This is a genomic window from Comamonas denitrificans (genome assembly GCF_042654745.1).
Lineage (GTDB): Bacteria > Pseudomonadota > Gammaproteobacteria > Burkholderiales > Burkholderiaceae_C > Comamonas > Comamonas denitrificans.
The window spans coordinates 134,096-147,867 of sequence record NZ_JBHSEY010000010.1; the positions used below are offsets into that span (position 1 = coordinate 134,096).

At 60.6% G+C, this 13,772-nt stretch carries 10 protein-coding genes, 6 tRNA genes and 3 pseudogenes; 11 read left to right on the plus strand and 8 right to left on the minus strand.

Annotation, left to right across the window (positions count from 1 at the left end):
- Window positions 1-158: 158 nt before the first annotated feature.
- The 6 genes from ACFO24_RS02590 to ACFO24_RS02615 all read left to right on the plus strand — a co-directional run bounded on the left by ACFO24_RS02590 (window position 159) and on the right by ACFO24_RS02615 (window position 2,254).
- Window positions 159-1,007, plus strand: coding sequence for a nuclease-related domain-containing protein (locus ACFO24_RS02590; protein WP_377736642.1), 849 nt, complete (start codon window positions 159-161; stop codon window positions 1,005-1,007).
- Window positions 1,008-1,182: 175 nt separating this feature from the next.
- Window positions 1,183-1,258 (plus strand) — tRNA-Gly (locus tag ACFO24_RS02595).
- 6 nt (window positions 1,259-1,264) lie between these two features.
- Window positions 1,265-1,338 (plus strand) — tRNA-Cys (locus ACFO24_RS02600).
- Between the two features lie 6 nt (window positions 1,339-1,344).
- A tRNA-Gly gene (locus ACFO24_RS02605) sits at window positions 1,345-1,420 on the plus strand.
- 116 nt (window positions 1,421-1,536) lie between these two features.
- Window positions 1,537-1,625 (plus strand) — tRNA-Leu (locus ACFO24_RS02610).
- Window positions 1,626-1,639: 14 nt separating this feature from the next.
- Entirely contained in the window at window positions 1,640-2,254 is a 615-nt protein-coding gene (locus tag ACFO24_RS02615; protein WP_377736644.1) for a DUF6806 family protein, read from the plus strand.
- Between the two features lie 28 nt (window positions 2,255-2,282).
- Here the strand turns inward: ACFO24_RS02615 and ACFO24_RS02620 are convergent, their stop codons facing one another.
- The 8 genes and pseudogenes from ACFO24_RS02620 to ACFO24_RS02655 form a co-directional block, all read right to left on the minus strand.
- Window positions 2,283-3,065 (minus strand): IclR family transcriptional regulator, encoded by a 783-nt coding sequence (locus tag ACFO24_RS02620; protein WP_377736647.1) that lies wholly within the window; start codon window positions 3,063-3,065, stop codon window positions 2,283-2,285.
- 58 nt (window positions 3,066-3,123) lie between these two features.
- Complete coding sequence (locus ACFO24_RS02625; protein ID WP_207573910.1) at window positions 3,124-3,852, minus strand: arginyltransferase; 729 nt, start codon at window positions 3,850-3,852, stop codon at window positions 3,124-3,126.
- Window positions 3,845-4,639, minus strand: a complete 795-nt coding sequence (aat, locus tag ACFO24_RS02630; RefSeq protein WP_377736649.1) for a leucyl/phenylalanyl-tRNA--protein transferase — start codon at window positions 4,637-4,639, stop codon at window positions 3,845-3,847. The genes ACFO24_RS02625 and aat overlap by 8 nt, the downstream gene beginning before the upstream one ends.
- A gap of 16 nt (window positions 4,640-4,655) precedes the next feature.
- A tRNA-Asn gene (locus tag ACFO24_RS02635) sits at window positions 4,656-4,731 on the minus strand.
- A gap of 27 nt (window positions 4,732-4,758) precedes the next feature.
- Window positions 4,759-4,834: transfer RNA gene (locus ACFO24_RS02640), tRNA-Asn, on the minus strand.
- A gap of 56 nt (window positions 4,835-4,890) precedes the next feature.
- Window positions 4,891-5,265, minus strand: a complete 375-nt coding sequence (locus ACFO24_RS02645; RefSeq protein WP_377736767.1) for a YbaN family protein — start codon at window positions 5,263-5,265, stop codon at window positions 4,891-4,893.
- Window positions 5,266-5,403: 138 nt separating this feature from the next.
- Window positions 5,404-5,973: pseudogene (locus ACFO24_RS02650) on the minus strand (3'-5' exonuclease); the annotation flags it as partial.
- Between the two features lie 72 nt (window positions 5,974-6,045).
- Window positions 6,046-8,058, minus strand: a complete 2,013-nt coding sequence (locus ACFO24_RS02655) for a peptidase U32 family protein (protein ID WP_377736651.1) — start codon at window positions 8,056-8,058, stop codon at window positions 6,046-6,048.
- 93 nt (window positions 8,059-8,151) lie between these two features.
- Here ACFO24_RS02655 and tadA point away from each other — a divergent pair, with 93 nt between their 5' ends.
- The 5 genes and pseudogenes from tadA to ACFO24_RS02680 all read left to right on the plus strand — a co-directional run.
- On the plus strand, window positions 8,152-9,285 hold the full coding sequence (gene tadA, locus ACFO24_RS02660; RefSeq protein WP_377736653.1) for a tRNA adenosine(34) deaminase TadA: 1,134 nt from the start codon (window positions 8,152-8,154) through the stop codon (window positions 9,283-9,285).
- Window positions 9,286-9,317: 32 nt separating this feature from the next.
- The gene (locus ACFO24_RS02665) at window positions 9,318-10,349 is read left to right on the plus strand and encodes an LD-carboxypeptidase (protein ID WP_377736654.1); all 1,032 of its coding nucleotides are present in this window, start codon (window positions 9,318-9,320) and stop codon (window positions 10,347-10,349) included.
- Window positions 10,350-10,747: 398 nt separating this feature from the next.
- Window positions 10,748-12,526 (plus strand): cellulose biosynthesis cyclic di-GMP-binding regulatory protein BcsB, encoded by a 1,779-nt coding sequence (gene bcsB / locus ACFO24_RS02670; protein WP_377736656.1) that lies wholly within the window; start codon window positions 10,748-10,750, stop codon window positions 12,524-12,526.
- 9 nt (window positions 12,527-12,535) lie between these two features.
- Window positions 12,536-13,465 (plus strand): annotated as a pseudogene (locus ACFO24_RS02675) (IS30 family transposase); the annotation flags it as partial.
- A pseudogene (locus ACFO24_RS02680) lies at window positions 13,461-13,601 on the plus strand (IS3 family transposase); the annotation flags it as partial. The pseudogenes ACFO24_RS02675 and ACFO24_RS02680, both read left to right, overlap by 5 nt.
- Between the last annotated feature and the right edge of the window lie 171 nt (window positions 13,602-13,772).

Sequence of the window (13,772 nt, forward strand, 5' to 3'; positions counted from 1 at the left end):
GCTTGTGCCTCGGCTTGGCCAAAGCGCAAGCCACATTGCCGACCACAGCAAAAAATACGGTGTTTAAATGCCAGCTAGAGGGGCGGATTGAGTATTCCGATACCCCTTGCCCCGATGCCGTCACCGTCGATGTCACGCCCACCCGTGGTGTCGATCACATGTCCGGCACCCAACGCCGCAGCGCGAGTGTGCAGCGAGAAATTTCATACGAAAACTTGACTGGGCAATCCCAGCGCTCCTTGGCGATTGGATGGGGCGATGCCTTGCCAAAGCCCAACAATGCAGCCACTGCTGCGCCCGTGCCAGTCGCTCCGCCCAAGGCTGGAAATCCGCCACAGCGTGGAGCACCTTTGGGCAACACGGTGGTTGCGGCGCTGGGCGTGTTACAGCCTCTGCTTTGGTTGTTGCCGCTGTTTGTTGTTGCGGCAGCCTTGAAAACAGTCGCCTTCAAAGGCTGGATCGGCGAAAGGTTGGTGCGCCATTTGCTCAAAAAACGTCTCCATGCACCCAGTGAGGTCTCGCTGCACAACGTCACCGTCCAAGATGAGCGCGGCAGCACACAGATTGACAGTATTCTTATCTCCGAATACGGAATTTTTGTGCTGGAAGTCAAAAATTACAGCGGTTGGATTACGGGAAGAGTCGCCGACAGCCATTGGAGGCAAACGCACTACCGTCGGCAGTATGAATTTCAAAATCCGCTGCGGCAAAACTACCGCCATACCCAGGCACTGGAGCGCCTACTGGGCTTGCCCAGCCCGGTGTTTCATTCGGTCATTGTGTTTGCCGGGGACTGCGAGCTGAAGTCAGATTTTCCAGACAACGTCTGCACCAAGGCGGATCTGAACGCTTACATCGATTCCTTCACGCAAAAAGTTTTGCCCAAGCAGCAAGTGCAGGCCATTGCCCAGACAATTGAAAAGCATCGCTTGCCGCCCACCTGGGCGACGCATCGCGCCCATGTGCAACATTTGCGCAAACAGCGGCAAAAAACAGAGCCTTTCTAGTGCGCAGGCAGCGCCCTATAGGTGTGTGTGGGTCTTGGGAAGACTTGCTTGAACTGTTGCAAAATTTTGGCAGATTTCTTTTTTAAATTGAAAAAAATGTTATAGTTGCGGTCTTCGCAATTTTGTAGTTGTGAAAAACCAAAACCAGTACTTCATTAGTAGCTGCTGGTTGTTTGCGGGAATAGCTCAGTTGGTAGAGCGCAACCTTGCCAAGGTTGAGGTCGACGGTTCGAGACCGTTTTCCCGCTCCAAATTTTGGCGCGATAGCAAAGCGGTTATGCAACGGATTGCAAATCCGTCTAGCCCGGTTCGACTCCGGGTCGCGCCTCCAGAAAACGCGGGAATAGCTCAGTTGGTAGAGCGCAACCTTGCCAAGGTTGAGGTCGACGGTTCGAGACCGTTTTCCCGCTCCAAATAAAAGGGAAGCAATCGCTTCCCTTTTTCATGTTCTCCTGGCTTGTAGAGACAAGCGAGTTGATGAAAATCAGGTAAGCTAGATCGCTTTCCTGCACAGCTTTAGGTGAATGTGGCCTCGGTGGTGAAATTGGTAGACACCCGGGACTTAAAATCCCGTGCCGCGAAAGCGGCGTGCCGGTTCGATCCCGGCCCGAGGCACCACATAGGCCATAAAAATGAATCGCTACAACACCCCTTTTGAAATTCATGTGCACGGTCAAGTGGCTTTGCGCCCGGATGTCACGCCTTCCCAGTTACAAGAAGCCTTGAAACCCCTGTGGTCCTACGCGGGCGCGCGTTCTTTGCAAGACGGGGCGGCAAGTGCCTATGAAGAGGAACCGGGCATCGTTTTTGATAGCGCTGCCCACATGCTGCAAATGTGCTGGACGGTTTCTGGGGCTGAAGATTTTCGCTATGCCCTGGATGATTTTTGCATGGGCTTGAATGAGCTGGCGCAAGAGGGGGCAGCCATTGAAGTGACCTTCTACGATGCCGAGTTTGACGAAGAAGAGGCGGGCGAAGGCGAAGAGTCGCGCGATGACTTTGTCATGCTTTTTGTTGGACCTACCCCGGCGGCCATCATGAGTGTGCAGCGTGACATGCTGGTGCAAGACGTGATTCATCTGATGGAGCGTCACTTTGATGCCTCCGAATTGGCCGGTGTGGTGGGCGAGATTGACAAGTTATTTGCCCAGCGCTTTGATAACTTGGTCAATTCCCTGGACCTTGGCCGCCAGCCACCGCGTGGTGGTCCTCGCGGTGGTGGCCGTCGGCCCCGGCACTTGCACTGAAGCCGCAGTCCAGAAACAAGTCAGGCGCTTACATCGTGCCTTGAAACCCTAAGGCAGCTGATATGTGGTGGGCGCAGCTTTTGAGCTTGGGCAGCCAGCTATCGTCCAGGCGGTCTGCCGGGGCAGAAATCGATAGGGCGGCCACCAGTTTGCCTTGGTCATCGTAAATCCCGGCGGCCATGCAGCGCACGCCCAGTTCCAACTCTTCATTGTCGTAAGCGATGCCGGTTTGCCGTGCTTTGGCCAGCTCGCGCTCTAACTGGGGTAGCTGTGTGAGGCTGTTGTGGGTATTGCCTGACAGGCCGGTGCGCATGGCGTAGCTGCGCACGTTTTGCGGATCGTCAGCGGCCAAAAACAGCTTGCCGTTGGAGGTCAGGTGCAGCGGTGCGTGACCACCAATGGCCCGCACCACCTGCATGCCGGAGCGCTCGCTGTAGGCGCGTTCCACATAGACGATTTCGTCGCCCTGGCGGATGCTTAAATTGACCGGTTGCTGGATTTGTTTGTGTAGCAGGCGCATGTGTGGCAGTGCGGCCTCGCGCACGCTCAGGCGCGCTTTGACCAGGTTGCCCAGCTCCAGCAGGCGCATCCCTAGGCGGTAGGTGCCTGCCTCGGGGCGATCGACAAAGCCGCCGGTGGTCAGGTCGTTCAGGATGCGGTGGGCGGTGGAGGGGTGCAGGCCGGTTTTTTCACTGATTTCCTTCAGGGCAACGGGTTCTTCCTTGGCGGCCAGCACGTCGATGAGGGTGAACATGCGCTCCAATACTTGGACGCTGGGTTTGTTGGGCGTTTCGTTGTCGTTTTTCTTCATGTGAAATAGAGAGGCAAATGGGCCGCATTCTAGCCCCGTGCTTGCCTTTGCCTTGCTTTCATTGCGGCTGGTGTGCTTGCCATTGTCCGTGGCGCAAAATTTCATGCGGATGAAAGTCTTGCTTGTAGCGCATCTTGGGGCTTTTTTCGATCCAGTAGCCCAGGTACACATACGGCAGGTTCAGGCTGCGGGCCAGCTCGATTTGCCACAAGATGCCGTAGGTGCCGTAGCTGGCCTCAGGGTGGTCGGTTTCGTAGAAGGTATAAACGGCAGAGAGGCCCTGGGTGAGCAGGTCAATGATGGAGACCATCACCAAAGCATTCTCGGCCCGGGGGTCGCGAAATTCGACCAGGCGGGTTTCAATATGGCTATCCAGCAGAAACTGACGGTATTGCGCAACGCTGTCGTTGTCCATGCCGCCGCCGGGGTGGCGGGTTTTTTCATAGCGCTGGTACAGGGCGTAATGCGCAGGGTTGTAGTGCAGCCGCTGGATGCTGGCCTCCAGGTGCCCGTGGCGCTGCCAAGTGCGGCGCTGGCTGCGGCTGGGCTGAAAGTGCGCCACCACAACGCGCAGTGATTCGCATGCTTGGCACTGGGCGCAGTGCGGGCGGTAGGTGAAATTTCCGCTGCGGCGAAAGCCCTGTTCCATCAGGCTGGAATAGACCGGGGTGGTAATCAGGTGATTGGGGGCAACGACCAGCGACCGGGCCTGCTGCGTGGGCAGGTAGCTGCAAGGGTATTCGGCGGTGGTGTACAGCTGCAAGATGGGGTGAACAGGCTCAGTCATAGGTGGGCAGGCCAAGCGTAGCCCATAAATGGGGCGAAAACTGCCAATGCATCGCGGGATAGGTTTGCTGGGCTTGGGCCACTTGCAAAAAATCATCCCGGGGCATTTCTGCTGCGCCGAGCGAGGCCAGATGCTGGGTGGCTTGCTGGCAGTCGATTTGCACCACGCCTGCACTGCGGCACAGGGCCACCAGGGCTGCCAGGGCGATTTTGGAGGCATCGCGCTGGTGGGCGAACATGGATTCGCCATACACCGCCCGGCCCAGGGCGACGCAGTACAAACCGCCGACCAGTTCCCCGCCAATCCAGGTTTCCACGCTGTGCGCCAAGCCTTGGGCGTGCAAGTCGCAATAGGCATCGATGATGCTGGGCACGATCCAGGTGCCGTCTTGCCCTGGGCGTGGGGTGGCGGCGCAGTGCTGCATGACTTGGCGAAAGCTGTGATCTATGCGAATGCTGCAGTGGGGGTTGCGCTGAAAATTTTTCAGCGTCTGGCGCAGTGAGCGGTGCAGGCGAAAGCGTTCTACCTGCAGCACCATGCGCGGGTCGGGCGACCACCACAGCGGTGGCTGGCCCGGGCTGAACCAGGGAAAAATACCTTGCTGGTAAGCCGCTTGCAGATGGGGTGCGTCCACCACAGCACCAGCCGCCAGCAGGCCGGGCAAGGGGCTGTCCTGGCCCCAAGCGGTGCTGACCGGGGGGAAGGGGTCGTGTGGGGTGAGCCAGGGCAGGGGGGGAGGTGCGGTCGTCACGGCGGGAATAATAAAAAAAGCCAGACAAATTGGCATCTGTCTGGCTTTATTTTGGCTCCCCGACCTGGGCTCGAACCAGGGACCTGCGGATTAACAGTCCGTCGCTCTACCGACTGAGCTATCAGGGAATATTCGGTAACTATCTATTTAAATTTTGGCTCCCCGACCTGGGCTCGAACCAGGGACCTGCGGATTAACAGTCCGTCGCTCTACCGACTGAGCTATCAGGGAAGAGCCGCGATTATAGGCATGGAATTTTGGCTTTCGCAACAAAGTGGGGAAATTTTTTAATTTTTTGCGGTTGCTGTGGGTGGTTCGGGTCTGCGCCACAGCCACAGTAGCACGCCGGCCATGCAGCTGCTGGCCAGCATGGGGGCCCACCAGGGCTGGGCCAGCCACCACAAGATGGCGGCGCTCAACGCCATGGTGATGGCCGCGCTGTATTTGGCGCGGCGGCTGACGTAGCCGCCGGCCTCCCAGTTGCGCAGCATGGGGCCAAACAGTTTGTGGCGGTGCAGCCAGGCATGGATGCGTGGGCTGCTGCGGGCGGCGGCCCAACTGGCCATCAAGATAAAGACGGTGGTGGGCAGGCCCGGCAGAAAGACACCGGCAATGCCCAGGCCCAGGCACAGCAGTGCAAAAAAACGTAGCACCCACCGCATGATGGGGTTAGGGTGGTTGGTGCTAGCCGGTACAGATTGTTGTGGGGCTTGCGGTAAGCGCACTGTTTTTTTTGGGCGCGGCGGTTTGCTGGGGGGCAGCGGGGGCTGCTGCGCCTGCCAGGCGGGCAAGGCGGCGTGGATGAGCGCGGGGGCGTGGGCATCGTTGGCGGCGTAGCGCACTTGCGCCGGGCTGAGTGTTGGCGCGGCCCAGTTGCTGGTGCTGGTGCGTTTGGATTTGCTAAAGCTGCGCTGCAATACGATGGCCATGGCGGCGCGCACGCCGGTGTTGTGGCCAAAGCCGTGGTGGCGAAAGACTTTGTCCAGGTCCAGCACGTTGGCCGGTTGTACGCCCAGGCGCTGGGGCAGGGTGCGCAAATCGTTGTCCAGGCCGAAGCCGACTTTGGTGATGTGGGGCGCGGCCAGTACCTCGCGGGCCAGCGCCAGGGCCTGGGGGTGGCGCAGTTGCAGCACCCAGGCCGCGCGGGGTGTGGCCAGTTGCACGATGTGGGGGCCGTCGTCGTGCTGGCCGGCGCGGAAGATGGGCTTGCTCTCGGTATCAAAACCCAGGGCGCTGGCCGCGAGCAAGGCGGCGCGGGCTTGCGCCCATTCTGCGGCCGTGGTCGGCACCTGGATGGCGCTGTCTGGCAGGGGGGTCCAGGGCTGGAGCAGGGCGCTGTCGGCCTTGCTGGGGGCGGTGCGGCGCGGCATGGGTTTCTTTGATTCGATAGCTTTTGGCGCTTTTATTTATTGGAATTATTGGGCTTTTGGCCTTTTTTCTATTTAGATATCAGCGGATGATGCTACTTTATTTTTAGCAGGCCGGGTGCGGTAGAACTGCAGGGGCTGCTCGTGCATTTGGCGCTCGTGCTGGTGCAGGACGGATTTTTTCATCTTGCCCACGACGTGCATTTCGCAGGGTTTGCAGTCGAAGACGAGTTTGAGCTTTTCCTTGCCGTTGATCAGCTGCAGCGGCTCGGCCTTGATGGTGCCTTTCACGCCGACCACGCCTTTGGCCTGTTTGGGGCACAGGCTCATGGAAAAGCGCACGCAGTGCTTGGTGATCATCAGGCTGACTTCGCCTTCTTCCTCTTTGCTTTCGTAGGCCGCGTCGATCACTTTGACACCGTGCTTGACGTAAAAATCGTGCGCCTGGTGGTTGAAGACGTTGGCCAGGTAGGTCAGCGTGTCTTCTGGGAAGGGCACAGGCGGCTGCACAGGCGTGGCGCGGGGCAGGCGGGCCAGCCCCTGGGCGCGGGCGCTCTCCAGGGCCGCCACGGCATCGCGGCGCAGCTGGTTGAGGGCCGAGGCGGGCACAAACCAGGGCTGGCTCAGCTGCAGGGCGATGGCGTGCGCCGCAAAAATGGTGGTGCCAAAGCGGCCCAGTTGCTCGCGCAGCGTGGCCTCGGCCTGGGCGGCGTCGGTGGCGGCTTGGTGGGGCTGGGCGATGTGGGCGTGGCCGGTAAAGCCGTCTTCGTCGGTCAGCGTCAGGGCGAAGCCGTCCGGGGTTTCGCTGAAGCTGGCCCACAGGCCGATGCGCCGGTCGCTGGATTTTTTCTCGAGGGTGCGGTTCCAGGCCATGTCGCGGTTGCGGTTGATTTCCAGGCCTTTGCGCAAGTCTTTGAAGCTGGTCAGCGCATCCTTGGGGAAGATGCGCCAGATGCCTTTTTTGGCATGGACGCATTCGGCGCGATTGACGTGGATGCCCACCAGTTCTTTTTGCAGGTCGTAGTAGCACAGGCCGTCGCCGTTGTGCAGTTGGGTGGTTTTGTCGCTGACTTCCAGCTCAAACCACTTGTCGCCTGCGGGCCCGATCTGCGTCACCCAGCCGATGGCGCGGCCCGGCGTTTTGGGCGTGTCGAAGGCACCGATGTCGATCTGGCGGCCCTGCACGAAGTAGTCGGTAAATTCGCGGTTGAAGTTTTGGTCCGGGTCGGGCGTGAAGCTGAAGGTGGTGCGCCCCGAGGCGGCGCGGGTGAACTCGCCTTCTTCGACGATTTCGTCCAGCAGCTTGCGGTAATGGGCGGTGATGTTTTTCACATAGCCCATGTCTTTGTAGCGCCCTTCGATTTTGAAGCTGCGCACGCCCGCACCGATCAGTGCGCGCAGGTTGTTGCTTTGGTTGTTGTCTTTCATCGACAGCACGTGCTTTTCGTGCGCAAGGATGCGGCCCTGGGCATCGAGCACTTCGTAGGGTAGGCGGCAGGCCTGGTTGCAGTCGCCCCGGTTGGCGCTGCGCCCGGTGTGCGCGTGGCTGATGAAGCACTGGCCCGAGTAGGCCACGCACAGCGCCCCATGCACGAAAAACTCGATCGTCGTGCTGGGCTGGAGCGCGTCGCGGATGGCGGCAATCTGCGCCAGGTCCAGCTCGCGGGCCGGGACGATTTGCGAGAAGCCCACGTCTTGCAAAAACCGGGCTTTTTCGGGCGTGCGGATGTCGGTTTGTGTGCTGGCGTGCAGCTGGATGGGGGGCAAATCCAGCTGCAGCAGGCCCATGTCTTGCACGATCAGGGCATCGGCCCCAGCCTCGTACACCTGCCAGGCCATGCGCCGGGCCTCTTCCAGCTCATCGTCGCGCAGGATGGTGTTCAGGGTGATGAAGATGCGGCTGTGAAAGCGGTGCGCGTGGGCGATCAGGCGCTCTAAATCGGCCAAGGCATTGCCCGCCGTGGCACGGGCACCAAAGGCGGGGCCGCCGATATAGACGGCATCGGCACCGTGGTTGATGGCCTCAATACCGATATCGGCATTGCGGGCGGGGGCAAGCAGTTCAAGCTGGTGGGGCAGGAGAGACATAGGGCGCGAATTATCCCTGCGGGTGCGATCAGGCGTGCAGGGCGGGGGCTTGTGGCAGGGGCTGGGCCTGTCGCGCAGGATAATGCGCCGCCTATGCCCGAGCCCTTTTTTCCCGATCCTGCCGCAGTGTCTGAAGGCGCTGCCACCGACCAGCACTGGATGCGCCACGCCCTGCGCTTGGCCCGGCAAGCGGCGGCGGCCGGTGAGGTGCCCGTGGGGGCTGTGGTGGTCAAAGGCGGGCAGGTGCTGGGCGAGGGCTTTAACGCCCCCATTGGCCAGCATGACCCCACCGCCCATGCCGAGGTGCAGGCGCTGCGCCAGGCGGCCCAGCGGCTGGGCAACTACCGGCTGGACGGCTGCACTCTGTATGTCACGTTGGAGCCGTGCACCATGTGCAGCGGGGCGCTGCTCAACGCCCGCATCGCCCGGGTGGTGTATGGGGCGCGGGAGCCCAAAACCGGGGCAGCCGGGTCGGTGCTGGATGTGTTTGCGCTGCCGCAGCTTAATGCCCACACCACCATGGAGGGCGGCGTTTTGGCCGAGGAATGTGCGGCGGTGCTGGCTGAATTTTTTCAGCAACGCCGCCAGCAGCAGCGCCAGCAGGCCCAGCCGCTGCGCCCAGATGCTGTGCGCACGCCCGAGCGCTGCTTTGCCCCCGATCCGGCGTGGCCCTGGGCGGCGCGGTATGTGGCCGATCTGCCCGGCCTGGCCGGATTGCGGCTGCACTATGTGGACGAAGGCCCCCCCACGGCCCCCGCCTGGGTGCTGCTGCACGATGGGGTGGGCAGCAGCTATGGCCTGCGCTATCTGGTGGCCGCGCTGTTGCAAGCGGGGCAACGGGTGGTGGCGGTGGATTTGCCCGGCTTTGGGCGCAGCGACAAGCCCAAAAAAACGCAATGGCATTTACCGCAAAAACATACGCAGATAGTGCGTGAGCTGCTCTTGTTTTTAAAAATTCATCAGCCCCGTTGGGTAGCGCAGGAGGGGGCGGCCGCCGTCTTGCCCGCCCTTGCCGGCCCAGCGTGGGATTGGTGCCTGCAAGGCCCGGCCCCGCTGGGTGCGGCAGCGCAGGCCCCGTTTCCTGATGCTGGGCACCGCGCTGGCCCCCGGGCCTGGGCGCAGTGGCCGGTGCAGGCCACGGTGGCGCGTTGGCATGGCACGGTGCCGCACGATGCCGCCACTGCGCAGGTGCAGGTCAGGGCGGCTATGGAATACTTCGGCACTTAGTTTTTCAATGGCCTTTGGGCCTGCCCTCTACCGTGTCTTCTCACCATCCTGCCCACGATTTCCAGCATGGCCATGACCATGCACATTCCCACCACCACCCCCAAGCGTGTGACTGCCCCCACCACCACCCCACGGGCGCTCGGCATATTTATGTGTATGCCCCGTCGGGGGTGATTCGCGACAAGGCCGCGTTTCGGCGCGGGGTGCGCCGCCTGGAGGCCATGGGCCACACCGTCGAGGTCGATGCCGATGCCCTGGCCCGTGACCAACGCTTTGCCGGTGACGATGCCACGCGCCTGGCCGCCCTGCACCGTGCCGCCGCCAGTGGGGCCAATGTGGCGCTAATGGCCCGGGGCGGTTATGGCTTGACGCGCTTGTTGCCCGCCATTGATTACGCCGCTGTGGCCAAGGCCGTCAGCCAAGGCACGCAGTTTGTGGGCATGAGTGATTTCACCGCCTTGCAAAACGCCTTGCTGGCACAGACCGGCGCGGTGAGTTGGGCCGGGCCGCTGCTGTGCGCCGACTTTGGTGCCAAAGATGGGGTGGATGAGATCTGCCAGGCCTTTTTTGAAGACCTGCTGTGCGGCCAGGGCGAGGGTGCAGGCTGGCGGCTGCCCAAAGAGCGCGGCGCGGCCACGGCGCAGCCCGAGGGGGTGGACATTCCTGGTGCGGCGATTTTGTGGGGCAGCAATTTGGCGGTGCTGGTGTCCTTGCTGGGCACGCCTTACTTTCCGCAGATTGACGGTGGGATTTTGTTCTTAGAAGACGTGGGCGAACACCCCTACCGCATCGAGCGCATGCTCACCCAGCTGCTGCACGCCGGGGTGCTGGCGCGGCAAAAGGCGATTGTGTTGGGCCAGTTCACCGACTACAGCCTGAGCCGCCACGATGCCGGTTTCAAGCTGCAAACCGTGGTGGACCGGCTGCGCGGACAAGTGGCCTGCCCGGTGCTGACCGGCCTGCCGTTTGGCCATGTGCCCACCAAGGTGCTGCTGCCGGTCGGGGCCACGGTGTCGCTGTCGGTTCAGGGGCGGGAGGCGCTGCTCTACTGGGGGCATGTGTAAGAACGTGTTCACGATCTCCTCATGGGTGTGCGGGCGCGGCTTCGGGCGGTCTGCGTCGTTGCAAATCCTCGCAATAGCCAAGCTATTGCTGTGGTTTGCGCCTCGCAACCCATCCCCAACCGCATCCCCCACACCTTCATTCGAGACCATGAACACGTTCTAAGAACGTGAATACGTTCTAAGCGGGTTTGCTGAAAGCAGCAGCACGCGTGGCCACGCTCAATTCATCATAGTTAATATTTAATAGGATTCCATTTTTTAAAAAAATTAACAATCTATCGACGCTTGCCAATGTTAGAGTTTTGTTACTAGCTGAAATAAAATGAAATGAAATGAAGTGGGCTTGGTGGTGTGCCCTTTCAGCGGAACAGAACAACGCATATAAAGCAAAAATGGCTATGAAACAAAGAGATGGTTTGTGGGTGCTGCGCTTAGGTATGGGGGTTGTGCTTGGTGCGCTATCGCTACAGGCAGTGTCTCAAGAGGCCGTGCTGGTGTCCGACATTGGCGCCGCGCGGGTTCAACAGGCGGCGCAGGGGCAGCCGCCGCTGCCCGTCTCGCACTGGCGGCCACGGTTGCAGGATTTGGGGCTGGGCGGTGTGGTGCGTTTGCGCGGTACGCAAAGCGAAGTCAGCGTAGGTCTTGGCATTCGCCGCGATGAGCAGGTGGAGCAGGCCCGTTTGCGTTTGCAATTTACCCTCTCCCCGGCGCTGCTGGCCGATTTGTCGCACCTGAAGGTGTCGTTCAACGACCAGCTGATCCAGACCATTGTGTTGCCCAAAGAGCGCTTGGGCCTGATGCACCAGGTGGAGCTGGACATTCCCCCGGCCTACTTTGCCGATTACAACCGTTTGCAGTTTCAGTTCATTGGGCACTACACCCTGGAATGTGAGGATCAGGAGCATTCCAGCCTGTGGGCCGAAATCAGTGGCCAAAGTCGGCTGGATCTGACGCTGCGCCGCCTGCCCTTGAAAACGGACTTGGCCTTGCTGCCAGCACCGTTTTTTGATCCCCGCGATAGCCGCCCGGTGCAGGTGCCAATTGTGTACGCGGCCCGCCCCAACCAGGGCGAGCTCAAAGCCGCTGGCACCGTGGCGGGCTGGTTGGGGGCGTTGGCTGCGTACCGGGGCACCGAGCTGTCGGTGCTGGAAAATGAGTTGCCCCTGCGCTCGGCGATTGTGATTGCCACCAATGCCCACCGCCCTGACTTTTTGCACGACCTCCCGCCTGTGGAGCAGCCTACTTTGAGCATGGTGGATCACCCCCTGGTGCCGGGGACGCAACTGCTGCTGGTTTTGGGCAAGGATGAGGCGCAGGTGGAGCAAGCGGCCCAGGTGTTGGCGCTGGGCAAAGCCGCTTTGTCCGGGCGCAGTTTGCAGGTGACGCAATTTGAATTTCCTGCGCTGCGGGCGGCCTACGATGCCCCGCGCTGGATTTCCTCAAAGCGTGTGGTGCCGCTGGGGGAGTTGGTGGAGCGCCCTGAAGAGCTGCAATTGCGTGGCACCACCCTGTACGACACGATTCGCATTAACGCCCGCATGGCCCCGGATTTGTTTACGTGGAATGCCAAAGGCGTGCCCCTGCAGTTGCAGTACCGGTACACGCCGACCCCGCTGTCCGATCGGGGGGCGTTGAATGTGGCGCTCAATGACCAGTTTTTGCGCTCTTACCGCCTGTACGCCAGTGGGGACAGCCAGGGCAAGGTCAGCGCCCTGCTGCCCTTGGTGGAGGATTCCCCAGGCCAGACCCGCTCGAATATGAAGATTCCGGCCTTCATGGTGGGTGGCGACAACCAAATGCAATTTACCTTTGCCATCCCGCCAGCAGACTTGGGGCGCTGCCGCGCCACCCAGCCGGTGGAATTGCGGGCGGCGCTGGATCCGCAATCGACCATCGACCTCACCGGGTTTGATCACTACATCGCCATGCCCAATTTGGCCGCGTTTGCCAATACCGGCTTTCCGTTTACCAAATACGCCGATTTGGCCCAGACCGCAATTGTGCTGCCCAGCCAGCCCACGGTGGCCGATGTGCAAACCTACTTGGCCGCCGTGGCCCGCATGGCCGCTTCTACGGGCTATGCGGGAACGCGCTTTGCCTTGCTCTCCAGCGACAGCATTGACCAGGCCAAAGACCGGGCGGATTCAAATCTGAACTGCAACACCTGCAACTGTTAAGGTCAGCAGATGTCTGCAAGTCGTTCGCCATACAGCCAACTCCAACCCGAAGATCGCCTCACCATCGCCAGCTTGCTACAGCAGCGCTATAGCGTACGTGGCATTGCTCGAGTATTAGGCCGCTGTGCCAGCACCATCAGTCGAGAGATTGCTCGTAACAGCGTGTCTGGGCAAGGATATGCAAGCACACGCGCTCAGCAGCGCAGCGAACAAAGAAGGCGCTGCGCAAGACCTCAGCCCAAGCTGCACCCGCAAAGCCTTCTATGGCAATTGGTCGTTCATTTCTTGCGCTGTCGCTGGTCACCTGAGCAAATTGCGTTGACACTGTCCCACCTGTATCCCAAAGGCCATGAGCTACGCGTGTCACACGAAACCATCTACAACTGCATCTACGCTCAGCCAGTGGGCGAGTTGCGCAAAGAGTTGATCGCAGCGTTGCGCCAAGCGAAGAACAAACGCTTGCCTCGCAGCAAGGGCAAAGACCGCCGTGGCCAGATCTCGGACATGCTCAGCATCCATATGCGCCCGCCCGAGATTGAAGCCCGCCAGTTCCCAGGGCACTGGGAAGGAGACCTCATCAAGGGCGCTGGCAACGCCAGCGCTGTGGGGACCTTGGTCGAGCGCACGAGCCGCTTGCTCATGCTGGTCAAACTCCCTGAGTTCCAGCCGGCCAGTGCAGTCAACGTCATGCAAGCCTTCACGGACAAGCTGCTTGGCATTGCCCAGCCCATGCGCCAAAGCATGACGTACGACCAAGGCAAAGAAATGGCGCTACACAAACAACTCACCCAGAACACGGGTATGGCAGTGTACTTCTGTGACCCACACAGCCCTTGGCAGCGAGGCTCCAACGAAAACACCAATGGCCTTGTGAGGCAGTACCTGCCCAAAGGCACGGACTTGAGCATCTACAGCCAAGAGCAGTTGGATGCGATTGCCCAGCGCTTTCGAGCACTTCAACGAGGTGCATCCGCATTCATCGCTGAAAATGCGCTCGCCTCGGGAGTTCAGGAGGCAGCGGGCCGCACAAGTGCGCCAGGAACCGGCGATGGACCAGGCGCTTTATTGCGACTAGGACGGGGACGGGAATACGGGGGCAACATCACACTTGGGTCTTGAATCCGCCATGAAATTGAATTTCGCAAAAATATCAAGCTGCAGAGAATTCATCGCATCACAAGCTGAAAGCTTGCTCACACGATCCTCCCGCTCGCTATTGCAAAGCGCCGCCGTGCTGCCTGTATCC

Coding starts and splice junctions, on each gene's coding strand:
- ACFO24_RS02590 (WP_377736642.1), top strand. CDS start 159: ATGTCCGGCACCCAACGCCGCAGCGCGAGTGTGCAGCGAGAAATTTCA.
- ACFO24_RS02615 (WP_377736644.1), top strand. CDS start 1,640: ATGAATCGCTACAACACCCCTTTTGAAATTCATGTGCACGGTCAAGTG.
- ACFO24_RS02620 (WP_377736647.1), bottom strand. CDS start 3,065: ATGAAGAAAAACGACAACGAAACGCCCAACAAACCCAGCGTCCAAGTA.
- ACFO24_RS02625 (WP_207573910.1), bottom strand. CDS start 3,852: ATGACTGAGCCTGTTCACCCCATCTTGCAGCTGTACACCACCGCCGAA.
- aat (WP_377736649.1), bottom strand. CDS start 4,639: ATGCCAATTTGTCTGGCTTTTTTTATTATTCCCGCCGTGACGACCGCA.
- ACFO24_RS02645 (WP_377736767.1), bottom strand. CDS start 5,265: ATGCGGTGGGTGCTACGTTTTTTTGCACTGCTGTGCCTGGGCCTGGGC.
- ACFO24_RS02655 (WP_377736651.1), bottom strand. CDS start 8,058: ATGTCTCTCCTGCCCCACCAGCTTGAACTGCTTGCCCCCGCCCGCAAT.
- tadA (WP_377736653.1), top strand. CDS start 8,152: ATGCCCGAGCCCTTTTTTCCCGATCCTGCCGCAGTGTCTGAAGGCGCT.
- bcsB (WP_377736656.1), top strand. CDS start 10,748: ATGAAACAAAGAGATGGTTTGTGGGTGCTGCGCTTAGGTATGGGGGTT.